Below are 24,842 nucleotides of genomic sequence, written 5' to 3'. Positions count from 1 at the left end.
TAATATTCCTGATAATTAGTTGCATCTGAGCGGGTTTTATTCGCGTAAAACCGCCTTACATCAAATGCTAACCATATCATTTCCTATGCCTATCCTCATGCAGGACAAGCGTCGGGATGACGGGTATATCATTTCTATTGATAATAAAAGATCCTATATTTCAAATGGTTTTATACAAGCGACAGGAAATTTACGCATTCTTCCTACATAATCAGATAATCATCAGGACGGAAAAACGGCTGACGCCGGCAACGGAACCACGGCCTGAAAGAATAAAAACTTATATCCGAAATAATTCAAGTTGCGAGGCTTAAGGATGAGCCGGGTCATCAAGGTACGCGCCGCCAACTTGCAGTATGACGGGTATAGATAAATCTGAATGGAGGATATATGATGCCCCAGATTTTTACGCTCACCCTCGCCCCATCCCTCGATTGCGCCACCACTACCCCTAAAATCTACCCCGAAGGGAAACTGCGCTGCACCGCGCCGGTATTTGAACCCGGCGGCGGCGGGATTAATGTCGCCCGCGCCATTGTTCATCTGGAAGGCAAAGCCTGCGCCATCTTCCCTATCGGCGGCCCGACCGGCGAACATCTGGCGGAGTTACTGGAACAGGAAGGCGTGGCAACCGAAACGCTGCGCGCGCAGGACTGGACGCGACAGAATCTGCATGTCCACGCGGACAACAGCGGCGAACAGTTCCGCTTTGTCATGCCCGGCGCCAAATTGAGTCATGACGAGTTTGATCAGTTAGTGGCGCGCATACTGAAGATCCCGCCGGGCGCGCTGCTGGTTATCAGCGGCAGCCTGCCGCCGGGATGCGATGTTGAACAATTAACCGACTTAGTCGAACAGGCTCAGGCCCGTGAATTACGCTGCATCGTCGATAGCTCCGGCGCCGCGCTGGAAGGTTGTCTGAAACTGGGGGGACTGGCGCTGGTGAAACCGAACCACAATGAGCTGTCGTCGCTGGTGGGACGCCCGTTGGAAAACCCCGACGATGTCTATAACGCCGCATCTGAACTGATACGCAAAGGGTCGGCCGAGCGGGTTGTGGTTTCGCTGGGGCCGCAGGGCGCGCTGGCCGTCGATCGCCAGGATTGTATTCAGGCCGTTCCGCCGCCGGTAAAAAAAATGAGCACCGTGGGCGCCGGGGATAGCATGGTCGGCGCGATGACGTTAAAGCTGGCGGCGGGAGCCGGACTGGGTGAAATGGTGCGCTACGGCGTCGCCGCGGGGACGGCGGCCACCCTGAACCAGGGTACGCGTCTGTGTTCGAAAGCAGATACACAGCGCCTGTATGACTATATCTGTCAAAGCAAGGCATTAAGCGCGTAAGTGGATTTGTATCGTCTTGCGCTTTCAAGCTGACGCCTGATGAGCCTCAGCTTGAAATCCGTCGGGGAATATCACGGGAAATACGGAATCCCCTTTTTTTAGACGTTAAGATGCCGTCAAAAAACGCCCCAGACGTCTGCGCAACTGATTGTTCTCTTTTTTGAGCTCATCAATCTTATCCAGCAGCGTCAGCGTCATCGCGATGCCGGACCAGTCTAAATCCAGTTCGGCCCGTAACCGCCGGGCGCGCCGGAGACAGCTCAGCGCGTGATAATCAAAAACCCAACCCGGTTCCTCTGCTTGCAGAGGAACAATGACGCCCAGTTCCACAACTTCCACAAGTTCGTCCTGAGAAATATTCACTGACTGACACAGCTCCACCATGGTAAATGTCATTTCTTCAGTCATCATATTTTCTCCCATCCATCCCGAGGATTAAACGCCGCCTGCTCGGCGAGCTGTTTCCACAGCGCGCTGGCTTTTTCATCCGGTTTCGGGGGCATCACCACTTTCAGGACGGCATACAGATCGCCCGCCCCTTTCTGCTTGCTGACCAGTCCTTTCCCCTTAACCCGCAATCGCCTGCCGCTCTGGCTGCCGGGCGGGATCGTCAAGGCAATCTTGCCGGTCAGGGTCGGCACTTCAATCGTCGCGCCTAACGCCGCTTCCCAAGGCGCCAGCGGCACCACGATATGCAGGTCATGACCGTCGATATCAAACAGCGGATGCGGCGCGATACGAATAATCAGGAATAAATCGCCGTTTGGGCCGCCGTCGAAGCCAGCGCTCCCTTGTCCTTTCAACCGAATACGTTCGCCATCGCCGACGCCCGCGGGAATTTTTACATTCAGCGTTTTGCTGATTTCTTTGGTCTGTCGTCCCAGCTCATCATAAACCGGCAAATGGTAAGAAATAGGTCGGGTTTGCTCGGTTAAGGTTTCCTCTAAAAATAGCGGCACCTCCATCTCGAAATCCTGACCGCGGGCGCCGTGGGACGTATGAGCGGAAGCGCGTTGTCCTCCGGCGGCATGACGGCCGAAAATGGATTCAAAGAAATCGGAAAAATCGCCGGGGTTGCCTTGCGCGCTATGCCAGGTTTGCTCCTGGCGACCGTAGTTCGGCGGGGTTTCTGAAAAACGGGGATCGTTGCGATGCTGACGTAACGCATCATATTCAGCGCGACGTTCGCTGTCCTTTAACACCTCATACGCTTCGGCGACTTCCTTGAATTTGCTTTCTGCATTCTGTTCGGAGCTGACATCGGGGTGATATTTACGCGCCAGCCTGCGGTAGGCCGTTTTGATCGTTTTCAGATCGGCGGAGGGGTCTACTTCCAACGCAGCATAGTAATCTTTAAACTCCATGCGGTAATACCTTAAATTCAATAGGTTATGCGATAGAAATCATCTATTTTTTTAGATAGGTCACTCATTATCTTTCGGCTGTTTCATCGATCATACACCTTTGATAAAGCGGCTACATCCCTTAAAAAGGTAGACGATGAAATAACATTTGGTGGGGATGGCGAGAAATAATTCCCTCGCCGGGAAGGCCATTTTCAGCATGCTGATGTACCTGATATTGCGCTTTTTTCAAGCTATTGCGCCGGATTACGTCGCGGGTGGCATTCCTGTCCTACAGTTAGGTAAGATGATGGTCTGACGATCAATGCTCGCGCCATAAAACGCGTAGACCCTGTGGAAATTGGAACCCTTATAAATCGGCATCCGGCTGACCAAACATCTGGCCGGTCAGCGATGCTCAAGGAGCCTTGAACCTTTGTTGACTCTGTTTAATTTGCTTTCTGCCGTCGCATTGCTGGTGTGGGGTACACACATTGTTCGAACCGGTATTATGCGCGTGTATGGCGCCGAATTGCGCCGTGTGCTGAGCCGTAGCGTGGAAAAAAAACCGCTGGCTTTTATCGCCGGCATCGGCGTTACCGCGCTGGTGCAGAGCAGTAACGCCACCACCCTGCTGGTCGCCTCGTTTGTGGCGCAGGACTTGGTGGGCCTGACGCCGGCGCTGGTGATCATACTCGGCGCCGACGTCGGTACGGCGCTGATGGCGCGCCTGCTCACCTTCGATCTCTCCTGGCTTTCTCCGCTGTTTATCTTTTTCGGCGTGGTGTTTTTCCTCGGCCGCAAGCAGTCGCGCGCCGGGCAGCTTGGCCGCGTCAGTATCGGGTTGGGATTAATCCTGCTGGCGCTGCATCTGATTGTGGAAGCGGCGACGCCGATTACCCAGGCTTCCGGCGTCAAGGTTATTTTCTCTTCGCTGACCGGCGATATCATGCTGGATGCATTGATTGGCGCGGTGTTCGCCATTATCAGCTATTCGAGTCTGGCGGCAGTGCTGCTGACCGCGACGCTGACCGCTACCGGCATGATCTCGTTTCAGGTCGCGCTCTGCCTGGTGATCGGCGCCAATCTCGGCAGCGGTTTGCTGGCGGTGCTCAATAACAGCGCGTCGAATGCCGCCGGCAAACGGGTCGCACTCGGCAGCCTGTTGTTTAAATTCATCGGCTGCGTGCTGGTGTTGCCGTTTGTGCATCTGTTGGCGGACTGGCTGGATAAACTGCCGATGAGCGATGAAGAACTGGTCATTTTCTTCCATGTTTTCTATAACCTGATCCGCTGCCTCATCATGGTGCCCTTTGCCGGCGCGATGGCCGGACTCTGCAAGCGGCTGATCGCCGACGAAGCGGAAAACGATCTGCGGCTGAAACCCAAACATCTGGATACCAGCGCGCTGGATACCCCGGCGCTGGCGCTGGCCAACGCCTCGCGCGAAACGCTGCGCATAGGCGATGTCCTGGAGCAGATGCTGAACGCATTTAACAAAGTGATACACGGCGTCCCGCGTGAGGCGCGTGAAATACGTAAGCTGGATGATGACGTTGACGTGCTTTATACCGCCATCAAACTCTATTTAGCCCAAATGCCGAAAGAAGATTTGCCGGAAGAAGACTCGCGCCGCTGGGCGGAAATCATAGAAATGGCGGTGAACCTTGAGCAGGCCGGCGATATTGTTGAACGCATCAGCGGCGACGTCGCGGATAAGTCTCTGGCGCCCCGGCGGGCGTTCTCGCCCGAAGGACTCCAGGAACTGGAAACCCTGCATGAACTGTTGCTGAATAACCTGCGTCTGAGTTTATCGGTGTTTTTATCGCGTGACGTCACCAGCGCCAAACGGCTACGCCGCGCCAAACATCGTTTTAACCTGACCACCCGCCGTTTTTCCCATTCACATGTCGATCGCCTGCATCAGCAAAATGTCCAGAGCATCGAAACCAGCTCGCTGCATTTAGGTTTATTGGGTGATATGAAACGCATGAACTCGTTGTTTTGCGCAGTGGCCTACAGCGTACTGGAGCGACCCAATGACGAGCGGGAAGAGGAATAACGCCGGCCTTTCCCGCGCCCGTCCTTGTTTAGAGGGTCATTCATGGTAAATCTTGTCGCACAGAAGGTTCGAAAGACCCCGATCTGGCCCCGCTAAACAACCCGTGCTATCTTTCCAGCAGCGTTACTTGTGAGTTACTCATCCTTAACTTTCCATTAACTAAAGTATAGAGGATCGACGATGGCACGTATGACTGCAAAAGATTTCTCGCCGGAATTGCTTGAGCTGTACGATTACTATGCGCATGGCAAGATCACCAAGCGTGAATTTGTCTCTATGGCGGCAAAATTCGCCATCGGCGGAATGACCGGCATGACGCTGCTCAGTTTGCTGAGTCCCAATTACGCATTGGCGCAACAGGTCGACTTCACCGATCCCGCCATTATTCCCGAATATATCCATTACCCCTCGCCTTCCGGTCATGGCGACGTTCGGGGCTATCTTGTGCGTCCCGCGGCGGCAAAAGGCAAGGTTCCGGCGGTCGTGGTGGTGCATGAGAATCGCGGGTTGAACCCCTATATCGAAGATGTGGCCCGTCGGGTGGCGAAAGCCGGTTTCATTGCGCTGGCGCCCGATGGCCTGAGTTCGGTAGGCGGCTATCCCGGTAATGACGATAAGGGACGCGAACTGCAACAGCAGGTTGATCCGACCAAACTGATGAATGATTTTTTTGCGGCCATCGACTTCATGCAGCGCCACCCGGACGCCACCGGTAAAGTGGGGATCACCGGCTTCTGCTACGGCGGCGGCGTATCAAATGCGGCGGCAGTCGCTTTTCCAGATCTGGCGGCAGCCGTTCCTTTCTACGGGCGTCAGGCCAATCCGCAAGATGTCGCCAAAATCAAAGCGCCGTTGCTGCTTCATTACGCGGAGTTGGACACCCGAATCAACGAAGGTTGGCCGGCCTATGAGGAAGCGTTAAAAGCGGAGGGAAAAATCTATGAGGCCCATATCTATCCCGGCGTGAATCACGGCTTTCATAACGATTCGACCCCGCGCTACGATAAAGCCGCCGCCGATCTGGCCTGGGATCGCACCCTCGCCTGGTTCAACCGCTATCTGACGTGATGAAGCGTTTTTCCTGCCCGCGGATGTCATCCGCCCTGCCCGGATTACGCCGGGCAGGGGGATTAACGAGACAGGATCAGAAGTTGTAAGTCACGCTGGCGTGATAGGCGCGGCCCGGCTCGTTGTAGGTCGCCGCGCCATCGGCTTCGCGGTAGACGCGCTTATCCAGCACGTTGCTGACGCCTGCGTTGAGACGCACGTTTTTGGTGAGGTTATAGTTCACGTCGAACCCGACCACGGAGTAAGCGCCGATCTCCTTGCCGGACAGACCGCTATTGTTTTCCAGACGGGTTTCCGCGTTCTGACGCGGTTTCTGGCGGCCGTACAGGGTCCAGGCCACGTTGGCGGACAGATCTTCCGTTACCCGCCAGTCCAGCATGGTGTTGACGGTATATTTGGGAATAATCGACAGCGGGTTGCCGGTGTCCTTATCCTTGGAGTTAAACATATAGGTGGCGTTGGTGCGCCAGTTCAGCGTGTCCGCCACCACCGGCACCACCAGATTGGCCTCCAGCCCTTCCACTATCGCCTTACCGCCGTTTTCCCATTGGTAGACATTGCGGCCGGAGCCGGTCGTCCCCAGCGATGTCGTACTGGAGACAATCTTGTTCTTATAATCATTGCGGAAGTAGGTGATGCCGGCGTCGTAGCCTTCATGGGTGAACTCCAGCCCGATCTCCTTATTCACGCTGACTTCCGGATCCAGATCGTCGTTACCAATCAGATAGCAAGAGACGGTCGTGCCGATCGGACAGCCGTTGCCATTGCTGGTGAGCAGGTAGCCTTCGCTGGATTGATACAGATTGGGCGCCTTGAACACCCGGGCGATCCCCGCTTTCAGCTTGAAGTAGTCGCCCAGATCCTGGGAGAAGTTCAGGCTCGGACTCCAGTTGGCGCCGAACTGGTCGTGATAGTCGAGACGCAGACCGGGGATGATATTGGTACCCGGCAAGGCTTCGATATTGTCCTCGAAGTAGAGCGCGCTCAGCGTGGCGCTGTTTTTGCTGCTGCGTCCGTTCGGATTCCCCGATATGCCGCCGATGGCGCCGTCGGTACTGGAGGCGTCGTAGCCGGTTGCGGCCGGATCGTCGAGTTCCTCGCGGCTCCATTCGGCGCCGATGGTGGCGGTCTGCTCCGCCAGCCAATTAAACGGCACGTTGGCTTCGACGCTGCCCCGATAGCTGTCCAGCCGGCTGGTATTATAATCGGTACTGTTGAGCGCCCCTTCCGTACGCCCGGCATAGCCTTCGCCCAGACGCGTGTTGTTGGTTTTCTCATAATAGAAGCCGGCGCGCGTCTGGCCCCAATCCCAGATGCCGTTATGGGTGATGCCATAACTCTGACGGTACATGCGGTTGGTTTCCTGGCCGTACATGCCTTCCACGATATCTCTTTGGTTGACTGGCAGGCTGCTATGGTTGCTGTTCTGCACGTCGCCGGCGTAGATATTGCCCTGCCGGCTATAACCATATTCGAAATCCAGAATCTGCTGGGGATTGATCTTCCATGACAGCAGCGTATTGATATCTTTGTTGCGTACCCCTTCGCGCCCGGCGGCGGTGGTATTGGCAACGGAGCTGTTGATATCGGCGGCATCGGCGTCGGTGCGGTTGATATTGCCATACAGCCGCATGGTCAGCACGTCGTCGATCAACGGGCCATTCAGGCTGAAATTGGCGCGCCGGGTATCGCCTTCCTTGCTGTCCTCCGGCTGATTGGTGTAGAGGGAAAGCGAGCCGTGCCAGTCGTCGGTGGGTCGTTTGGTAATAATATTCACCACCCCGCCCGCCGCGCCGGAACCGTAGCGCGCCGCCGCCGGTCCCCTCAGCACTTCGATGCGTTCAACCATTTCCACCGGCACCCAGTTGGTATCGCCGCGGGTGTCGCGTTCGCCGCGCCAGCCATAGCGCACGGCGTTGCGTGAAGTGACCGGCTTGCCGTCGATCAGAATCAGGGTGTTTTCCGGTCCCATGCCGCGAATATCGATCTGGCGGTTATTGCCGCGCTGGCCGGTGGAGCTGTTGCCGGTCAGGTTGACGCCGGGCATTTTGCGGATAATATCCGACAGGTCGTTGACCGGCGGCTGCTTTTCGAGATCTTCTTTGGTGATAATGGAGACGCCAGGCTGCTGTTTCAGCGCCTCCTCCGCCGTTGCCTGAACGACCATGACATCTTCTTTCGTTTCCGCCGCGTAGGCATGACTGCCCAAAACCCCCGCCAGCAGTACGGCCAATGGTCGCTTGATGTAAGAATTTGTTGCATTCATTAATGTCATCCCCATTTATGTATGTATTTGCAAGCAAACGTTTATGATAATAATAATGATTATCATTGTATATACGCGGTAAAAATCCTCACATTTTCTCCATAATGTGAAAGTTCAGGGGAATAAAAACAGGATTACCGCTGGTTGAGCATCAACAAAGGATTATAAAAACAGAATAAAAACAAATCGTTGAATCTTGAGATTGGTAAAAGCGGCGATGTGCGTCATAAACGCCCGCTTGAGGAGCATTTATCAGGGATAGCGTTCTGATATCCCTGAAATCAGGTTCAGCATTGCTGAAGGGCGGTTTTTTGAGGTTGAACGGTTACTTTTTGGCTTGAGGCGTCGCCTGGGGATTTAGCTCCCGTTTACTCCTGATATTCGAGCAGATCAAGCCCGCGACAATAGCCGCAATACCGACCGCATGGTATGCATGCAACCGTTCCCCCAGAAACAGGGCTGACAACATCACGCCGAAAACCGGGATCAGGTGAATGGTCAACCCCGCCCGCGCCGGCCCAAAACGGCTAATGGCCTGGATATAAAGCAGATAAGCGATGACCGAAGGGAATATACCGACATAAACCAATGCGGAAAATGAAACGACGCCCCAGGTTGGCCGGAGTCCGGAGCTATATTCAGCGACATAGAACGGCAACAGCATAATCAGCGCCAGCACTATCTGCACGACCATCAAGCCGATCCGATCGAGATCGCCCGGCAACTGACGCAGCCACAGCGTATAAAATGCCCAGCAAACCATAGCCGCAAGTACGATGGCATCGCCGGGAACAAAATGGATGTCCTGCCATTGAGACCAGTTACCATGCATAACCAGCGTCAAGACACCGGCAAACGACAGGATTAGCCCCACGTACTGGTTCATCTTCAGCCGCTGATGATAGAGACAGGCTCCCAGCAAGACGATCAGCAGCGGGATCAGCGAGTTAAGCAACAACGCATTATTGGCCGTCGTGGTGCGCAATCCCAGATAGATCAAAGAATTGAATGCCGCCACGCCAACCACGGAAACGCCCAGCACTTGCCAACGGCAATCCCAGTAGCGTCGCCAGTCTCGCCTCAACGTGACGTATGCAAACGGCGACAGACAAATCAACGCGATCACCCAGCGCCAGAAAGAAAGCGTCATCGGCGTTAAATCATGGCGCACCGCCCGCCCAACAACGAAATTGCCCGCCCACAACAGCGGCGGCACAATCAGTGTGGACCAGGCCAGCAAAGAAAACGATGAAGCAGAGGAACGCGCCATAATGTCTCCGATCGGGTGAATCAGTAACCCACAGTTTGGTTTCAATAGAGGAGCGACAATAACCGCAATGGCTAGCCGCGGATCGCGCTATTCATGCCGATTAAAAAACATATCTGAAAAAATGGACAGTTCCTTTTCGACCCCGCGCTCCCCCATGGTGCGGGCCGTTATCCATGCGTGCGGTGATTTTCCGGCAGCAGCGGATAATCCAGTACGATAATATCGTTCAACACCGGCCTGAAGATGGCTTTCAGTTCATCGTGCCGGGGATGCGGCAAATAGCGCTGACGCGCCTGTTCGTCGCAAAAGGTCATCATCACACAGTGAGTGAAGCCGGCATTCTTTCCTTCCGGGCTATCGTTGCATCCCCACTCCACGGCCTGTACGCCCTCGACGTTCTCGGTCATGTGTAAAAAGGCCATTTTCACCTGTTCTATTTCTGTGGCGGATGCTTTCTCCGTAAAAGCTATCAACAAAATGTGGCGTATCATTTAAAACTCCAATGACTGTTTTCCGTTTTCAGCAAGCCAGACAACACGGATCGCTTAATGGACAAAAATACGTAACTTGCACTGTAGCGAAACCCCATTACCGTCATTCTAGTACCGTGACACCACGCTCGCTAAATCGCATTCCTGTATAACGACGTCAGTTTGCAGGCATATCCGCAGCCCGCGGGCGATGCGCCGGGTGAATAAAGTCAGCGGCGCCATGATGATCGGCTTCGGCGCGCCGCTGACGCTGGCCCGACGCCCTGCGGCGTAACATCCGCGCCGGCGGGAAATACCTCGCGATACAGCGCGTTCAGGCTCATGAGGGCGCGTTAATCGACTCGATCGGCCCGGCCGACAGGCTCGACAACCCGAGCCATGACGCCATCAGGCGTAGTTCCTGCGTCAGCCGTTCGCGCGTGCATTGCGGCGCGCCGGGCTCAAGATGCGCCCGCCGGACGATCAGCTCGCCCGCTTTGCGATCCGCCTTTAAATCCACCCGCGCGACAAGCGCGCCATCCAACAGAAAAGGCAGAACATAATAACCATGTTCGCGCTTGTGCGCGGGCGTGTAGATTTCGAGCCGATAGCGAAACCCGAATACTCTTTCCGTTCGCGGACGATGCCAGATCAGCGGATCAAACGGCGACAGCAGCGTCGCGCCGGCGAGCTTGCGCCCGGCGCGCGCGTCCTTGTGTACATAGGCCGGCTGCCGCCAACCGCGCACTCGCACGGGGAGAATAGTTCCCTCCTCGACCAACTGTTCGATCGGCAGCCGCGCGTCCGTCGCAGGGATACGGTAATAGTCGCGCAGATCGTCCGCCGTCGCGATCCCCAGCGCCCGGGCCGAACGCGCCAGCAGCATTCGCCGCGCGTCGACGCCGGAGGGCGTGGGAAGCGCCAGGATCGCCCGCGGCAGCACACGCTCAGGCAGGTCATACACCCGCTCGAAGTTCCCCTTGCGGTGCGTCGCCACAACCAGCCCGGCCCAAAACAGCCATTCAAGCGCGTGCTTCGCATCGCTCCATACCCACATCCCTTTGGCGGCGCTGCGGCTCGTCACGTCAGAGGCGGACAGCGGCCCCTCGGCCTGTATGCGGGCAAGCAGTGCATCGGCCTCCGGGCGCTTCTCACCCGCATAGGCTGCAAGCGGGCGCCACACCCCCTCGCCGCGGAGCGCGCGCGCCATACGCCAACGCAGCAGGGGCTGGCAGTCAATCGGCAGCAGAGACGCTTCATGTCCCCAATACTCAAAAAAACCCTTGGGGTTCGTCGCGACGAGCGCATCAAGAGCCGCGGGCTTGTATGCGCCCAGACGTGAGAACAGCGGCAGGTAATGCGCGCGGACGAGGACATTCACGCTGTCGATTTGCAGCAGGCCGAGCCGGTCGATCGACTTGCGCAACTGCGCGCAACCGATGTCGCCTTCCCGCGATAGCGCGTTAAAGCCCTGGGCCGTAAGCGCGATGCGTCGAGCTTCGGACACTCTGAGTTCCAGCTTCATGATTTCAATCCCGTTTCTGTGGCGATGAATCCCCGCACATCGGCCAACGCCATCGCCGCATGCCGTAATATACCCGACTGGCTATAGCCGCACTCGGGCATGTCGAAACTGGTGTTGTACAAGGCGATATCCAGGCAATACAGGCCGTAGCCGACGCCATTTAGGGCAATCCCACTAATATGGCGTCATCCGATCCGGTAAGTTTGGGCTTTCATGCCATACGCTGATCCGGCGCGATCGTCTATCCGACGCTTAATCACATGCCCTCAGGCTTTGGGGTTCCGGAATATATAGCTGCCCAATGTGTATAGAAATGCGTGTGTATAACACCCTCTATGCACATGACTATACACATTCAACGCCCCACTTAGGTAGATATGAGTTGACGCGGAGAGGCCGAATAAAGCCTTTTATCGTTGATTTTACTTATTTTTATTGAGTTCAGGCGGTATGCAGTGAAGAGAACTTGGAGCGAGTGAAGGGAATCGAACCCTCGTATAGAGCTTGGGAAGCTCTCGTTCTACCATTGAACTACACTCGCGCCGGAGATGCGCTTGGCATTATAGCGCTATCCCGTTGCCGGGCAAGTAAAAAACCCCGCTAAACTGCTGGTAGAATAATCAATCAACTCGTCTGACCGCGCATTGAACCCAGATGGCGCTCCCCGGCCATGTTTCCCGGTAAATGTTCTGGCGACGCAGAGCCGGTTCCGCGCTCATCGCCGCCGGCGCATGCAGCGAAACGAATCAGGCGTCTTATTCGTGCAATTTTTTCACATTGCCTTTTTATGTTGAATTTCTTTCATATCCCCACGCGCTTCAGACATGGTATGGTCAAAAGATCGATAAAATATGTGCTTCCCAAGGAAAAAAGAGAGCAGCGATGGAAAACCTAAAAACCGTTACGCCTCCATTTCGCGCCGACGTTGTCGGCAGTTATCTGCGTCCGGACTATTTGCATGCGGCGCGCGCGCAATATGCCAGGGGCGAGATCGATCATGACGACTTAAAACGCGTTGAAGATAAGGCGATTAGCGAATTGGTCGCCAAACAGAAGGCGGCCGGTCTTCAGGTCATCACGGATGGCGAATTCCGTCGCAGCTGGTGGCATCTGGATTTCATGTGGGGGCTGAACGGCGTTGAAAAAGCGGCGTTGTCGCATGGTTACAATTTCGCCGGTACGGAAACTCGCCCTGAGACAGCCCGATTGACCGGCAAAATCAGCGGCGAAAATCATCCCTTTATCGATCATTTCCGCTTTCTGCTGACGTTCGCCGAAGACGGCATTGTTCCGCGTCTCACCATCCCCGCGCCCGCCCAGTTTCTGAAAGAGCTATACCGGCCGGATAACCGGGAAAGCACGCTGCAATACTATCCCCGTCAGAGCGATCTGGTCGCGGATATCGCCGCCGCCTATCAGACGTTTATCCGTGAAGTGTATGCGGCCGGTTGCCGCAGCCTACAGCTCGATGATTGCACATGGGGCATGATGGTGGACGCGCGTTATAACAATGCCGGCGTCGCCGTCAAAGAAGAAGGCGCGTGCGGTTGCGCTCAGCACGCCGATCATACCGTCATCAGCGACAACGTTCAGGAACTGGCGGAGCTGCTGCTGGAGGTCAACAACGCGGCGATTGCCGGCGCGCCGCAAGATCTGACGCTGGCCACGCATGTCTGCCGCGGCAACTACCGTTCGACCTGGGCGGCGAGCGGCGGTTATCAACCTATCGCCGGCATCCTGTTTGGAAAAGAAAACGTTGCCGCCTACTACCTTGAATTCGATACCGAGCGTGCCGGCGATTTTTCTCCCCTGGCGGAAGTTTCCGGCGACAAAAAGGTCGTCTTGGGACTGATTTCATCCAAAATCGGCGAGCTTGAAGATAAACAGGCGGTTATCGCGCGTATTAAAGAAGCGACCCGCTATCTTCCGCTTGAACGTTTGTGTTTAAGCACCCAATGCGGTTTCGCGTCGACGGAAGAAGGCAACGCGCTGACGGAACAGCAGCAATGGGCCAAGATCGCGCTGGTTAAAGAGATCGCCGACGAAGTCTGGGGCGGCTAATCGCGATTCCCCCAATCATGCAGTAAAAAAAACCGACGCCCAAGGCGCCGGTTTTTTATTTCAACCAACGTGGCCGCGCGTTATTTCTGCGGGCGCATCGCCGGGAACAGGATCACATCGCGGATGGTATGGCTGTTGGTAAACAGCATCACCATCCGGTCGATACCGATGCCCAGACCGGCGGTCGGCGGCAAACCATGCTCCAGCGCGGTGACGTAATCTTCGTCGTAGAACATCGCTTCGTCGTCGCCGGCGTCTTTCGCGCTCACCTGCTGAGCGAACCGTTCCGCCTGATCTTCCGCATCGTTCAACTCGGAGAAACCGTTACCGATTTCACGACCGCCGATAAAGAACTCGAAGCGGTCGGTGATGGCCGGGTTCTGATCGTTGCGGCGCGCCAGCGGCGAGACTTCCGCCGGATATTCGGTGATAAAGGTCGGCTGAATCAGATTGCTTTCCGCCGTCTCTTCAAAGATCTCGGTGACGATACGGCCCAGCCCCCAGCTTTTCTCGATCTTGATGCCGAGAGACTGCGCAATCGCGGTGGCCTTAGCCAGATCGTCCAGGTCGGCGACGTTGGTTTCCGGGCGATATTTGCAGATGGCTTCACGCATCGTCAGCTTCTCGAACGGCTTGCCGAAGTCGAAGGTCTGATCGCCATACTCGATGGTCGTGGTGCCCAATACGTCCTGAGTCAGGGTGCGGAACAGCGTTTCCGTCAATGCAATCAGGTCTTTATAATCGGCGTACGCCATATAAAGCTCCATCATGGTGAACTCAGGATTATGACGCGGCGAGAGCCCTTCGTTACGGAAGTTGCGGTTGATTTCAAACACCCGTTCGAAACCGCCCACCACCAGACGTTTCAAATACAGTTCCGGCGCAATACGTAGATACATATCGATATCCAGCGCATTGTGATGCGTGACGAACGGACGGGCGCTGGCGCCGCCGGGGATCACCTGCATCATCGGCGTTTCCACTTCCATAAAGCCGTTATCGACCATAAAGTTGCGAATGGCGGCCAGCACTTTTGAGCGGATACGGAAGGTGTTGCGGGATTCCTCGTTGGCGATCAAATCCAGATAGCGCTGGCGATAGCGGGTTTCCTGATCGGCCAGGCCGTGGAATTTATCCGGCAGCGGACGCAGCGCCTTGGTCAGCAAACGCAGTTCGGTGCAGTGAACGGAAAGCTCGCCGGTTTTAGTTTTGAACAACTTGCCGCGCGCGCCGAGGATGTCGCCCAAATCCCACTTTTTGAACTGTTCGTTATAGATGCCTTCGGCCAAATCGTCGCGGGATACGTACAGCTGAATGCGTCCGCCGACGTCCTGTAACGTGACGAAAGAGGCTTTCCCCATGATACGGCGCGTCATCATGCGGCCGGCGACGGTGACTTCAATGTCCAGCGCTTCCAGTTCTTCATTTTCTTTGCCGTCATACCCGGCATGCAGAAGATCGGACGTGCTGTTGCGGCGGAAATCATTCGGAAACGCGATGCCATGTTCACGCAGCGCAGCCAGCTTTTCACGGCGCGATTTCAGTTCGTTATTAAGTTCCTGCGCCTGATCGGCACCCTGTGATTGTGATTCAGCCATGAGAATTCCTTATAACCCCGCTTTTAAACTTGCTTCAATAAATTTATCCAGATCGCCATCGAGCACCGCCTGGGTGTTGCGTGTTTCCACCCCGGTACGTAAGTCCTTGATGCGTGAATCATCCAGAACATAGGAACGAATCTGACTGCCCCAACCGATATCCGACTTGTTGTCTTCCATCGCCTGTTTCTCAGCATTTTTCTTTTGCATCTCAAACTCGTACAGCTTGGCTTTCAGCTGTTTCATCGCCTGATCTTTGTTCTTATGCTGGGAACGGTCGTTCTGACACTGCGTAACGATGTTGGTCGGAATATGGGTGATACGCACCGCCGATTCCGTCCGGTTAACGTGCTGACCGCCGGCGCCCGATGCGCGATAAACGTCAATACGCAGGTCGGCGGGGTTGATTTCGATATCGATATCGTCATCCACTTCGGGATAGACGAAAGCGGAACTGAACGACGTATGGCGACGACCGCCGGAGTCAAACGGACTTTTACGCACCAGACGGTGTACGCCGGTTTCGGTACGCAGCCAGCCGAACGCATAGTCGCCCATGATTTTGATGGTGGCGGATTTGGTGCCGGCCACTTCGCCATCGGACTCTTCGATAATTTCGGTTTTGAAACCTTTGGCTTCCGCCCAACGCAGGTACATCCGCACCAGCATGCTGGCCCAGTCCTGAGCTTCGGTGCCGCCGGAACCCGCCTGGATATCAAGATAGCAGTCGGCGCTGTCGTATTCGCCTGAGAACATGCGGCGAAATTCGAGCTGAGCGAGTTTCTTTTCCAGCACATCCAGCTCGGCGCTGGTTTCATTAAAGGTGTCTTCGTCGTCTTCTTCCACCGCCAGCTCAAGCAGACCGGAAACATCTTCCAGCCCTTGCGTCATTTGGTCGATGGTATCGACGATGGCTTCCAGCGAGGAACGCTCTTTACCCAGCGTTTGCGCGCGTTCCGGATCGTTCCAGACGTCCGGCTGTTCCAGTTCGGCGTTTACTTCTTCAAGGCGCTCTTTCTTGGCATCATAGTCAAAGATACCCCCTAAGGACGTCCGTACGTTCGGTCAGGTCCTGAATGCGGTTTTTTACCGGATTGATTTCAAACATGATTTTTATGTTCTTACGTTAAGTCGTTGGTGATGGGATAGATTTAAACCGCTTATTCTAACGGATTAAGGGCAGGGTTTATATACCCTCGGATTGTCGGCAAAGTGGTTTTATCCTCGCCATGGCCGCCAGGGCGGGCATCAGTCAATGGCTGCTCGCGGTTTCAGCAGCCGATCCCCGCCTACTGCCGCGGGGATGACCCGTGGTAACAGGCGGGGATCCCCGTGATAGCCGGCGGGGATCTCCGTGATAGCCGGCGTGGATGACTCATGGCAGCAGGCGAAAATAACGCGCCGGCAAACGAGGTTTTTTCAAGGTTGATCCAACCTGCGCCTTTTCCGTTATAACGGCCATAAATGCTGGATCAGCAATTGCACCGAACGTTTACCGCGATATTCATTGACGTCGAGCTTATACGCCAGTTCCACTTCACGGACGCTGCTGTCCGGCCATAGCCGCGTATCCACGTTAAACGCGATGCCGTCCAGCAGCGGGCCGCCGTTTAGCGGTTCGAGCATGACCTTCAGGTGACGTTCGCCCACCAGCCTCTGTTGCAGGAGGCGAAACCGGCCGTCAAACGTCGGCTCGGGGAAAGCCTGTCCCCACGGCCCCGCATCGCGCAGCATTTCCGCCGTGGACAGGCACAAATCGGGTAGCGCCAGTTCGCCGTCCGACCAGATAATCCCTTCCAGTTGGGACGCATCCAGCCATTCGCCCACCAGTTCGCCAAAGCGCAGCCGAAATTCATCAAACCGATCTTCCATCAGCGAAAGTCCCGCCGCCATGGCATGACCGCCGAATTTCACCATCATCCCCGGATACAGCGTATCCAGGCGCTCCAGCGCATCGCGCAGGTGCAATCCGGCGATCGATCGTCCCGACCCTTTCAGGATGCCGTCGCCGGCGGGGGCGAAAGCAATCACCGGACGATGAAACCGCTCCTTGATCCGCGACGCCAGAATGCCCACCACGCCCTGATGCCATTCAGGGTGGTACATCGCCAGCCCATAGGGCAGCTCGTCTCGGCTGTGCTCCAGCTTTTCGCATAATCGCAGCGCCTCGACCTGCATCCCCTGCTCGATTTCACGCCGGGTTTGATTCAAGGCGTCCAGATCGCTGGCCAGCATGCGCGCCTGCACGATATCGTCGCTGAGCAGCAGCGCCACCCCGACCGACATATCATCCAGCCGACCGGCGGCATTGAGCCGCGGCCCCAGCGCGAAACCCAGATCGCTGGCGACCAGTTGAGTCGCTTCACGGTTCGCCACCTCCAGCAGCGCGCGGATGCCGGGTCGGCACCGTCCGGCGCGAATACGGCTCAACCCCTGCGCCACCAGAATGCGATTGTTGGCGTCCAGCGGCACCACGTCCGCCACCGTACCCAACGCCACCAGATCCAGCAATTCGGTCAGTTTCGGTTCCGCCAGCGCTTTCTGCGCGAACCAGCCGCTATCGCGCAAGCGGACAAACAGCGCCATCATCAGATAGAAGGCGACGCCGACGCCCGCCAGCGCTTTCGACGGAAAGGCGCAGTCGCGCAGATTGGGGTTAATCATCGCATCGGCGTCAGGCAGAATTTCTCCCGGCAGATGGTGGTCGGTGACCAGCACGGCGATACCGCGTCGGCGCGCCTCATCCACCCCCGCATGGGAGGAAATGCCGTTATCCACCGTGACGATGACCTCCGCGCCCAGCCCGGCGGCCTGCGCCACCACTTCCGGGCTAAGCCCGTAGCCATCGTCAAAGCGGTTCGGCACCAGATACTTGACGTTGACGCCGCCCATACTGCGCAGCGCCAGCACCGTCAGCGCGGTGCTGGTGGCGCCGTCGGCGTCAAAATCGCCGACGATGACGATACAGCGCCGATCCGCCAGCGCCTGTTGCAGAAAGTCAACGGCCTGCCCGATACCATCAAGCAGCCGATAATCCAGCAGACCGCGCAGACCGCGCTCCAGTTCCTGCGCGCCTTTGACGCCGCGTTGCGCATATAAACGACGCAGCAGCGGCGGCATCGTCATGGGTAAATCAATATCTTCCGCCAGGGGACGCCGGCGAAGCTGAGTTATCAGTTCCACGCTGTTATCAACCGCCTGTCTTCATCGACGCCTTATGCGCATTCAACATCGTCGATAACTCTTTCGGATCCTGATAACCCGGCACCACCGCGCCGTCTTCCAGCACAATCGCCGGGGTGCCATTGACGCCAAACTGGATGCCAAGCTGATAGTGCGCATTGATGTCGACTTTGCAGGTCGCCGGGGATATTTCCTCGCCTTTCATCGCATCGTCAAACGCCTTGTTGCGGTTAGCCACGCACCAGATAGATTGCATATCTTTCTCGGCCTGAGAATTCGGCCCCTGACGCGGGAACGCCAGATAGCGCACGGTAATGCCCAGCGCATTGTAATCTTTCATCTGTTCATGCAGCTTTTGGCAGTAGCCGCAGGTGATATCGGTAAACACCGTAATCACATGTTTTTCCTGAGCGGCTTTATAGACAATCATCTGATCCTGCAACGCGTCCATTTTCCCTTTCAGAATCTGATTCGTCACGTTCACCGGCGCGTTGCCGCTAATGTCGTACAGCGGCCCCTGAATCAGATGCTTGCCGTCTTCACTGATGTAAAACACGCCGCTGCCCGTCAGGACGGTTTTCATCCCGGCCAGCGGCGCGGGCTGAACCTCCGCATCCGACATCCCCAAACGCGCCATCGTTTGTTTGATCGCCGCATCGTCGGCGTGGGCGAAACCCGACGCCATTGCCGCCAAGAGAGAAAACGCCAATAACCCTTTTTTCATTTCATAATCCTGTTTCGGTGAATACGCCGTGATAACCCGCAACTGACCGGTGACCGTCGCCTGCCGGTTATCAATGAATATGTTACGCCCGTGGGTGATGCCGCTGATGAAGCTGTTTCAAACGTTCCGTCGCCACATGGGTATAAATCTGCGTGGTGGAAAGATCGCTGTGTCCCAACAACATTTGCACCACGCGTAAATCCGCGCCGTGGTTCAATAAATGGGTGGCGAACGCGTGACGCAGCACGTGCGGAGATAATTTTTCGCTATCGATCGACGCCAGAATCGCATAGTGTTTGATGCGATGCCAGAATGTCTGACGCGTCATCTGTTGCGCGCGGTTGCTGGGAAACATCACATCCAGCGTCTTTCCGTTGAGCAGCCACGGGCGGCCATGCTCCAGATATTGCTCAATCCAGTACACCGCCTCTTCGCCCAGCGGCACCAGCCGTTCCTTATTCCCTTTACCGATGACCCGCACCACGCCCTGACGCAGACTGACATCGCTGAGCGTCAGCCCCACCAGTTCGGAGACCCGCAGCCCGGTGGCATACAATACCTCAAGCATGGCTTTATCGCGTAATTCCAGCGGTTGATCGACATTGGGCGCCTCGAGCAGCGCATCAACCTGAGCCTCGCTCAAATCTTTCGGCAGGCGCTGCGGCAGTTTTGGCGATGACAACGCCGCGCTGGGATCGTCGCTGCGAACTTTTTCCCGGTAAAGATACTGGAACAACCGGCGCATGGCGCTCAGTAAACGCGCGGAGCTGGTGGCCTTGTAGCCGCCTTCCATCCGTTCAGCCAGAAAAGATTGCAGATCGATAGCCTGCGCCCGCTGCAAATCGCTGTCGTGATGCGCCAGCCACTCCACCAGAGAGCGCAAATCCAGCCGATAAGAAGCCAGCGTATTTTCCGCCAGATTGCGCTCCAGCCACAGCGCATCAAGAAATTGCTCAATAAACGCCTGATCTTGCGCGTGCATCGCGATATCCTCTTTCAGCATGAGCGCCTATTATGCCTGAGTAATTCGTTAACCGACTAATCGTCGTTATCCGCGTCATCTTTCAAACCGCGGGGACATTGGATGTCGAAAATGCAGCCATCTCGCTGCAAATCGTAGGATGAAGGGGATAATAATCGTAGAAATCGCCAGATCTCACATATTCCGTCAGACCTCACATCGTCATAACATTCTCCGGTATAAACATCATACGATAAGATTATATTTTACTTATGCGGCATATGCTGGAATAGCCTCCAGTCGCGGCTTTTCTCCGTCCTATCCCCTTACGGAATCTCCGTTGAAAAGCCGATTTCTCTATGCATAGAATAGTCGTTCGTGTTGTTAAAAAAGATGAATCACCATGCAAGCTACCATCACTCCCACTATCGACGCAGAGGCGGACTCTCCACCGGTCAATTCCAGAAGTAAAGTCATTATTGCCTCTCTGGTGGGAACCGCGATTGAGTTTTTTGATTTTTATATTTACGCCACCGCCGCCGTGCTGGTATTTCCCCACATTTTCTTCCCGCAGGGCGACCCGGCTGCGGCGACGTTACAGTCGCTGGCGACCTTTGCCATCGCCTTCATCGCGCGCCCAATCGGTTCGGCGCTGTTCGGGCATTTCGGCGACCGCGTCGGCCGTAAAGTTACGCTGGTCGCATCGCTGCTGACCATGGGGATTTCCACGGTAGTGATCGGTCTGTTGCCCAGCTATGAAACCATCGGCATCTTCGCGCCGATGCTGCTGGCGCTGGCCCGTTTCGGCCAGGGTCTGGGTCTGGGCGGCGAATGGGGCGGCGCGGCGCTGTTGGCGACCGAAAATGCGCCGGCCCACAAGCGTGCGCTATACGGTTCCTTCCCTCAGCTCGGCGCGCCGATTGGCTTCTTCTTCGCCAACGGCACTTTCCTGCTGCTCTCCTGGTTGCTGACCGACGAGCAATTCATGCAGTGGGGCTGGCGCGTACCGTTCATTTTCTCCGCCGTACTGGTGTTGATCGGCCTGTACGTGCGCGTTTCCCTGCATGAAACGCCGGTATTCGCCAAAGTCGCCAAAGCCGGCAAGCAAGTGCGCGTGCCGATCGGCACCCTGTTCAGCAAACACATGAAAGCCACTATTCTGGGTACTTTCATCATGCTGGCGACCTACACGCTGTTCTACATCATGACGGTCTATTCCATGACGTACGGCACCACGCCGGCGCCGCGAGGATTGGGTTTCTCACGCAACACCTTCCTGTGGATGCTGATGATCGCCGTTATCGCCTTCGCCATCATTATTCCGCTGGCGGGCTATCTGGCGGATATCTTCGGACGCCGCAAAACCATGATCGCCGTGACCTGCCTGATGCTGGTCTTCGCCATGCTGTTCCCGTCCATGCTCGGTTCCGGCAATTCGGCGATCGTGATGGCCTTCCTGATCTGCGGCATGGGCATGATGGGGCTGACGTTCGGTCCGATGGGCGCGCTGCTGCCGGAACTGTTCCCGACGGAAGTCCGTTATACCGGGGCCTCGTTCTCCTATAACGTGTCATCCATCTTGGGCGCATCCGTCGCTCCCTATATCGCCACCTGGCTGACCGTCACTTACGGCCTGTTCTACGTGGGTGTTTATCTGGCGGCCATGGCGTCGCTGACGCTGATCGCGTTGCTGTTGAGCAAAGAAACCCGCCATCAGTCTCTCGACTAAACCATTCCATAAGGTGAAGGCTGCGGCCTTCACCGCTTCCTTTCCGCCTCAACCGTCCCTTTCTCCTAAAACAACGCGGCAACGCAATGACATCCCCGGCCGTCGACGTTTTCCCTGCGCGGGAGTATGATGCTGATTATTGTTCAACCCGTTGAATACATGAAATATTGCTCTGGCGTTCAGGCCGGAAGCAATCGTGATTAATCCCAGAGATAAAGATCCCCGATGGCCTATCTGCTACAAGTGACTTACCGTCCATCAGCCAGACAACTCGGCAGCACGCGCGCCGAAACATTCCAGCTCGCGCAGAAAATCAACAAAATTGACGGGCTGATCGCGAAGATATGGATGTCCGACCCACAGGCCGGTTTACGCGGCGGCACCTACCTGTTCGATGACCGCGCGCATGCCGAGGCCTGGCGCGATGAAGTGATGCGCGCCAGAACGGAAGAAGGCGCTACCGATATGCAAGCGCATATTTTTGAGGTGCTTGACGACTTTACCGCGCTGACCTGGCATACCCCCCGGTCATGGGTTAAGTAAAAGAAGAGACGAGCCGGTAGCCGTGCGGATTAGCCGATATTTTCAATATACTGTCGCTACGGATTCGGTTAGGCTACCCTTCTGCGTTCAAAGCCGTCGCCCCCGAGGTGATAACAGCTTCTGACACCATCACTTACATTGATCTGAAACGACTTCGCTATCACATATGAAAATTGGTCTGTTTTACGGCTCCAGCACCTGCTATACCGAAATGGCGGCAGAAAAAATCCGCGACATCCTGGGTGAGGATCTGGTGGATCTGCACAACGTCAAGGATGTCGACCCGCAGCGGATGGAAGAGTACGAGATACTGATTCTGGGTATTCCAACCTGGGATTTCGGCGAAATACAGGAAGATTGGGAAAACATCTGGGCGCAACTCCCCGCGCTTAACCTGCGCGGCAAGATAGCGGCGCTGTACGGCATGGGCGACCAGTTAGGGTATGGCGAATGGTTCCTGGATGCGCTGGGCATGTTGCATACGCAATTGCAATCGTCCGGCGTGAAATTTATCGGCTACTGGCCGACCGAGGGCTACGAGTTCACCAGCCCGAAACCGCTGACCGTCGACGGCAAACATTTTGTCGGACTGGCGCTGGATGAAGTCAATCAGTACGATCTCAGCGACGAACGCCTTGAGCAGTGGTGCGGGCAGATTTTGCAGGAAATGGCCGCGCAGCTGTAAAAACGCGCCTCGCGGCGCTGGCGAAGGGCATGATTCTTCTTGTCCTGATACGCGCCGTTCGCCCCGTCATCACAAACTTTAGCGATCCGCGCTAGCGCCGCTTCTGTAGCCACCATCTTGCGCGCGCGGGGGTATCGAAAAAGCTCCAGGCCACGAAACGGCTCTGTTTCTGTCCCTGCGCCATATTGACGGTTCTGACTTTTATCGCTCCGGCTTCCTCCAGCGCACGGTAAATCTCCGGCAGATTCTCCTTGCGCGAAACCAGCGAGGTAAACCACAGACACTGGCGAGCCACGTTGACGCTTTCGTTAATCATCTGGCGGATAAACGCGCTTTCCCCGCCGTCGCACCACAGTTCATCCTGTTGCCCGCCAAAGTTGAGCGGCGAGTTTTTATCCAGACCCAGGTTATGCAACTTACGTTGCGCGCCCTGACGCGCCTCGGCGGCAGACGCATGGAACGGCGGATTGCACAGCACCGCATCAAAAATTTCGTTCTTATGGATGATGCCGGCGAGAATCGCTTTGCTGTTTTTCTGGCGGCGTAAACGAATCGCGCGATTCAGGCCGGGATTCGCCTCGATGGTGGCGTTGGCCGCCTGCATCGCCTGCGGATTAATTTCACTGCCGGTAAAACGCCAGCCATATTCACGATGACCAATCAGCGGATAAATACAGTTGGCGCCGCAGCCGACATCCAACAGGCTGGCGTCGCGCGGCACCACGGACTGATTATCCTCCGCCAGCAAATCGGCCAGATGATGAATGTAATCAGCCCGCCCCGGAACCGGCGGGCAGAGAAAACCGTCTGGAATAATCCAGTGTTCAATCTGGTAGAAATGGTGCAGCAGCGCCTGATTCAGCGCCTTGACGGATGCCGGATCGGCAAAATCAATCGACTCGTCGCCATAGGCATTCACCTTCACAAAGGGGATCAGCGCCGGGTGGATTTGCTTCAGCGCGGTAAAATCATAGCGGCCGCGGTGGCGATTACGCGGGTGCAGCACGTTTTTCTGCGCGGCAGGTTTATCAGCGGGCGTTGTCATCAGTTTCTCTCTTATTGTACGGCGCGTAAGATACCTGCTGCGCCGGCCTGCGTAAATCATTGCGATCGTTTTTGTTCCATCCGCCCTGCGGGGTCAACCCCGGCGCTAAGCCGAAACAGGGCGGATGGAGTCACGTCGGCAACGTAAAATTGTCGGTTGATAAAGCATGACGGGAAATCAATCAGGAAAAAACATTCACCGAGAGGATAAAGGGACGCGGCCGGTTTTAGTATTACCCGGCCCAGTTTTTATGCTGCAATAGCAGTTGGCGTAAATGACGCCATTCAGCCTCCCCCATGCTGTCGGATGCCAGCCACAGGCGTTTACGTCCTTTACCATCGATCGCTTTTAGCGATAGCAGAACGCCATTTCTCAGCATCCAGGGGCGTTTGACAATCAGCCATTCCTGCTGCTGCCAGCGCAGTCGCGTCGCACTATGCAATAAAATTTCGCCGTGGCGGGATTTTATGTTGCGCTGACTGCGGATAAAACCGAACACCACCAGCGTAACCAGCCCCAGCCACAACACCGTGTAGCGGTCCGGCCAGGGAGCCAGCAGAATCAGTAAAACCAATAGCCCGTGCGCAACCAGTGAACAAAGCTGCATACGCCAGGAAACGCGAAGGTCACATTGCCACTGGGCCACGGTCTTTATTTCGCGTCTGGATAAGGGAGATCATGCGTTTCAGATCCTGATCTTGCGGTTCGCCGTGATTCATCAGCCAGTTAAACAGGTCCGGATCGTCGCACTGCAACAGACGGACAAAGGCGCGTTTATCATCATCGCTTAGCGCGTCGTATTCATATTCAAAGAACGGCATGATAGAAATGTCCAATTCGCGCATACCACGCCGACATGCCCAATGAATCCGTGATTTATTTTCAATTTCCATGCTTAAAACCACCTTATTATCGTTCATACCTATTAGTGTAACCCGATTTCAACGGCAGGTATTCAATGAATAGTA

At 55.9% G+C, this 24,842-nt stretch carries 22 protein-coding genes and 1 tRNA gene; 7 read left to right on the top strand and 16 right to left on the bottom strand.

The window, feature by feature from the left end; translation table 11 throughout:
* Window positions 1-393: 393 nt before the first annotated feature.
* The gene (gene pfkB / locus ABRZ28_RS10770) at window positions 394-1,341 is read left to right on the top strand and encodes a 6-phosphofructokinase II (RefSeq protein WP_319604279.1); all 948 of its coding nucleotides are present in this window, start codon (window positions 394-396) and stop codon (window positions 1,339-1,341) included.
* Between the two features lie 105 nt (window positions 1,342-1,446).
* Here pfkB and ABRZ28_RS10765 read toward each other — a convergent pair whose 3' ends face one another.
* Complete coding sequence (locus tag ABRZ28_RS10765; protein ID WP_319604215.1) at window positions 1,447-1,752, bottom strand: chaperone modulator CbpM; 306 nt, start codon at window positions 1,750-1,752, stop codon at window positions 1,447-1,449.
* On the bottom strand, window positions 1,749-2,705 hold the full coding sequence (gene cbpA, locus ABRZ28_RS10760; RefSeq protein ID WP_330520243.1) for a curved DNA-binding protein: 957 nt from the start codon (window positions 2,703-2,705) through the stop codon (window positions 1,749-1,751). The genes ABRZ28_RS10765 and cbpA overlap by 4 nt, the downstream gene beginning before the upstream one ends.
* A 415-nt stretch (window positions 2,706-3,120) precedes the next feature.
* Here cbpA and ABRZ28_RS10755 point away from each other — a divergent pair, with 415 nt between their 5' ends.
* Both ABRZ28_RS10755 and yghX read left to right on the top strand, forming a co-directional pair.
* Complete coding sequence (locus ABRZ28_RS10755; protein WP_330520242.1) at window positions 3,121-4,746, top strand: Na/Pi cotransporter family protein; 1,626 nt, start codon at window positions 3,121-3,123, stop codon at window positions 4,744-4,746.
* Window positions 4,747-4,926: 180 nt separating this feature from the next.
* On the top strand, window positions 4,927-5,814 hold the full coding sequence (gene yghX / locus ABRZ28_RS10750) for a YghX family hydrolase (protein WP_330520241.1): 888 nt from the start codon (window positions 4,927-4,929) through the stop codon (window positions 5,812-5,814).
* 76 nt (window positions 5,815-5,890) lie between these two features.
* Here yghX and ABRZ28_RS10745 read toward each other — a convergent pair whose 3' ends face one another.
* The 6 genes from ABRZ28_RS10745 to ABRZ28_RS10720 all read right to left on the bottom strand — a co-directional run bounded on the left by ABRZ28_RS10745 (window position 5,891) and on the right by ABRZ28_RS10720 (window position 11,886).
* On the bottom strand, window positions 5,891-8,080 hold the full coding sequence (locus ABRZ28_RS10745; RefSeq protein ID WP_330520240.1) for a TonB-dependent siderophore receptor: 2,190 nt from the start codon (window positions 8,078-8,080) through the stop codon (window positions 5,891-5,893).
* 325 nt (window positions 8,081-8,405) lie between these two features.
* A complete protein-coding gene (locus tag ABRZ28_RS10740; RefSeq protein WP_319604210.1) occupies window positions 8,406-9,350 on the bottom strand; it encodes a DMT family transporter in 945 nt (314 codons plus the stop codon).
* 167 nt (window positions 9,351-9,517) lie between these two features.
* Window positions 9,518-9,841 carry a Dabb family protein gene (locus tag ABRZ28_RS10735; RefSeq protein WP_319604209.1) on the bottom strand — a complete coding sequence of 108 codons (324 nt, stop codon included), beginning with the start codon at window positions 9,839-9,841 and terminating at the stop codon, window positions 9,518-9,520.
* A gap of 319 nt (window positions 9,842-10,160) precedes the next feature.
* Window positions 10,161-11,345, bottom strand: a complete 1,185-nt coding sequence (locus ABRZ28_RS10730) for a winged helix-turn-helix domain-containing protein (RefSeq protein ID WP_330520239.1) — start codon at window positions 11,343-11,345, stop codon at window positions 10,161-10,163.
* The gene (locus tag ABRZ28_RS10725) at window positions 11,342-11,467 is read right to left on the bottom strand and encodes a hypothetical protein (RefSeq protein ID WP_330520238.1); all 126 of its coding nucleotides are present in this window, start codon (window positions 11,465-11,467) and stop codon (window positions 11,342-11,344) included. Before ABRZ28_RS10725 ends, ABRZ28_RS10730 begins: the two co-directional genes overlap by 4 nt.
* 345 nt (window positions 11,468-11,812) lie before the next feature.
* A tRNA-Gly gene (locus ABRZ28_RS10720) sits at window positions 11,813-11,886 on the bottom strand.
* Between the two features lie 341 nt (window positions 11,887-12,227).
* Here ABRZ28_RS10720 and ABRZ28_RS10715 point away from each other — a divergent pair.
* Window positions 12,228-13,406: a 5-methyltetrahydropteroyltriglutamate--homocysteine S-methyltransferase gene (locus ABRZ28_RS10715; protein ID WP_330520237.1), complete on the top strand. Its 1,179-nt coding sequence runs from the start codon at window positions 12,228-12,230 to the stop codon at window positions 13,404-13,406.
* Between the two features lie 80 nt (window positions 13,407-13,486).
* Here the strand turns inward: ABRZ28_RS10715 and lysS are convergent, their stop codons facing one another.
* The 5 genes from lysS to xerD form a co-directional block, all read right to left on the bottom strand.
* Window positions 13,487-15,004: a lysine--tRNA ligase gene (gene lysS, locus ABRZ28_RS10710; protein WP_330520236.1), complete on the bottom strand. Its 1,518-nt coding sequence runs from the start codon at window positions 15,002-15,004 to the stop codon at window positions 13,487-13,489.
* A 9-nt stretch (window positions 15,005-15,013) separates the two neighbouring features.
* Window positions 15,014-16,112, bottom strand: a protein-coding gene (gene prfB / locus ABRZ28_RS10705) for a peptide chain release factor 2 (RefSeq protein WP_319604205.1) whose coding sequence is annotated in 2 segments (ribosomal slippage) — window positions 15,014-16,036 and window positions 16,038-16,112 — 1,098 coding nt in all. Because the reading frame shifts where the segments join, the coding sequence is not laid out codon by codon here.
* A 341-nt stretch (window positions 16,113-16,453) separates the two neighbouring features.
* The gene (gene recJ / locus ABRZ28_RS10700; RefSeq protein WP_319604204.1) at window positions 16,454-18,187 is read right to left on the bottom strand and encodes a single-stranded-DNA-specific exonuclease RecJ; all 1,734 of its coding nucleotides are present in this window, start codon (window positions 18,185-18,187) and stop codon (window positions 16,454-16,456) included.
* Between the two features lie 7 nt (window positions 18,188-18,194).
* Window positions 18,195-18,911, bottom strand: coding sequence for a bifunctional protein-disulfide isomerase/oxidoreductase DsbC (dsbC, locus tag ABRZ28_RS10695; RefSeq protein WP_319604203.1), 717 nt, complete (start codon window positions 18,909-18,911; stop codon window positions 18,195-18,197).
* Window positions 18,912-18,993: 82 nt separating this feature from the next.
* A complete protein-coding gene (gene xerD, locus ABRZ28_RS10690; RefSeq protein ID WP_319604202.1) occupies window positions 18,994-19,893 on the bottom strand; it encodes a site-specific tyrosine recombinase XerD in 900 nt (299 codons plus the stop codon).
* A 382-nt stretch (window positions 19,894-20,275) separates the two neighbouring features.
* Between xerD and ABRZ28_RS10685 the strand changes: the two genes are divergently transcribed.
* The 3 genes from ABRZ28_RS10685 to fldB all read left to right on the top strand — a co-directional run bounded on the left by ABRZ28_RS10685 (window position 20,276) and on the right by fldB (window position 22,829).
* Complete coding sequence (locus ABRZ28_RS10685) at window positions 20,276-21,601, top strand: MFS transporter (protein ID WP_319604201.1); 1,326 nt, start codon at window positions 20,276-20,278, stop codon at window positions 21,599-21,601.
* Window positions 21,602-21,826: 225 nt separating this feature from the next.
* Window positions 21,827-22,144, top strand: a complete 318-nt coding sequence (locus tag ABRZ28_RS10680) for a YdhR family protein (RefSeq protein WP_330520235.1) — start codon at window positions 21,827-21,829, stop codon at window positions 22,142-22,144.
* Between the two features lie 166 nt (window positions 22,145-22,310).
* On the top strand, window positions 22,311-22,829 hold the full coding sequence (gene fldB, locus ABRZ28_RS10675) for a flavodoxin FldB (protein ID WP_330520234.1): 519 nt from the start codon (window positions 22,311-22,313) through the stop codon (window positions 22,827-22,829).
* Between the two features lie 91 nt (window positions 22,830-22,920).
* Here the strand turns inward: fldB and rlmF are convergent, their stop codons facing one another.
* From rlmF to sdhE, 3 genes are all read right to left on the bottom strand, one after another.
* A complete protein-coding gene (rlmF, locus tag ABRZ28_RS10670; RefSeq protein ID WP_330520233.1) occupies window positions 22,921-23,874 on the bottom strand; it encodes a 23S rRNA (adenine(1618)-N(6))-methyltransferase RlmF in 954 nt (317 codons plus the stop codon).
* A 232-nt stretch (window positions 23,875-24,106) separates the two neighbouring features.
* A complete protein-coding gene (locus tag ABRZ28_RS10665) occupies window positions 24,107-24,520 on the bottom strand; it encodes a protein YgfX (RefSeq protein WP_319604191.1) in 414 nt (137 codons plus the stop codon).
* A complete protein-coding gene (sdhE, locus tag ABRZ28_RS10660) occupies window positions 24,501-24,767 on the bottom strand; it encodes an FAD assembly factor SdhE (protein ID WP_319604190.1) in 267 nt (88 codons plus the stop codon). The genes ABRZ28_RS10665 and sdhE overlap by 20 nt, the downstream gene beginning before the upstream one ends.
* Window positions 24,768-24,842 lie beyond the last annotated feature (75 nt).

Source organism: Brenneria sp. g21c3 (genome assembly GCF_040240345.1).
Classification (GTDB): Bacteria; Pseudomonadota; Gammaproteobacteria; order Enterobacterales; family Enterobacteriaceae; genus Brenneria.
The sequence above is the reverse complement of the archived record's forward strand: the minus strand, read 5'-3'. Positions and strand labels throughout refer to the sequence as shown.

What these genes read in the sequence shown, in the direction of transcription:
- pfkB (WP_319604279.1), top strand. Translation starts at nt 394, where the DNA reads ATGCCCCAGATTTTTACGCTCACCCTCGCCCCATCCCTCGATTGCGCC.
- ABRZ28_RS10765 (WP_319604215.1), bottom strand. Translation starts at nt 1,752, where the DNA reads ATGATGACTGAAGAAATGACATTTACCATGGTGGAGCTGTGTCAGTCA.
- cbpA (WP_330520243.1), bottom strand. Translation starts at nt 2,705, where the DNA reads ATGGAGTTTAAAGATTACTATGCTGCGTTGGAAGTAGACCCCTCCGCC.
- yghX (WP_330520241.1), top strand. Translation starts at nt 4,927, where the DNA reads ATGGCACGTATGACTGCAAAAGATTTCTCGCCGGAATTGCTTGAGCTG.
- ABRZ28_RS10745 (WP_330520240.1), bottom strand. Translation starts at nt 8,080, where the DNA reads ATGAATGCAACAAATTCTTACATCAAGCGACCATTGGCCGTACTGCTG.
- ABRZ28_RS10740 (WP_319604210.1), bottom strand. Translation starts at nt 9,350, where the DNA reads ATGGCGCGTTCCTCTGCTTCATCGTTTTCTTTGCTGGCCTGGTCCACA.
- ABRZ28_RS10735 (WP_319604209.1), bottom strand. Translation starts at nt 9,841, where the DNA reads ATGATACGCCACATTTTGTTGATAGCTTTTACGGAGAAAGCATCCGCC.
- ABRZ28_RS10730 (WP_330520239.1), bottom strand. Translation starts at nt 11,345, where the DNA reads ATGAAGCTGGAACTCAGAGTGTCCGAAGCTCGACGCATCGCGCTTACG.
- ABRZ28_RS10715 (WP_330520237.1), top strand. Translation starts at nt 12,228, where the DNA reads ATGGAAAACCTAAAAACCGTTACGCCTCCATTTCGCGCCGACGTTGTC.
- lysS (WP_330520236.1), bottom strand. Translation starts at nt 15,004, where the DNA reads ATGGCTGAATCACAATCACAGGGTGCCGATCAGGCGCAGGAACTTAAT.
- dsbC (WP_319604203.1), bottom strand. Translation starts at nt 18,911, where the DNA reads ATGAAAAAAGGGTTATTGGCGTTTTCTCTCTTGGCGGCAATGGCGTCG.
- xerD (WP_319604202.1), bottom strand. Translation starts at nt 19,893, where the DNA reads ATGCACGCGCAAGATCAGGCGTTTATTGAGCAATTTCTTGATGCGCTG.
- ABRZ28_RS10685 (WP_319604201.1), top strand. Translation starts at nt 20,276, where the DNA reads ATGCAAGCTACCATCACTCCCACTATCGACGCAGAGGCGGACTCTCCA.
- ABRZ28_RS10680 (WP_330520235.1), top strand. Translation starts at nt 21,827, where the DNA reads ATGGCCTATCTGCTACAAGTGACTTACCGTCCATCAGCCAGACAACTC.
- fldB (WP_330520234.1), top strand. Translation starts at nt 22,311, where the DNA reads ATGAAAATTGGTCTGTTTTACGGCTCCAGCACCTGCTATACCGAAATG.
- rlmF (WP_330520233.1), bottom strand. Translation starts at nt 23,874, where the DNA reads ATGACAACGCCCGCTGATAAACCTGCCGCGCAGAAAAACGTGCTGCAC.
- sdhE (WP_319604190.1), bottom strand. Translation starts at nt 24,767, where the DNA reads ATGGAAATTGAAAATAAATCACGGATTCATTGGGCATGTCGGCGTGGT.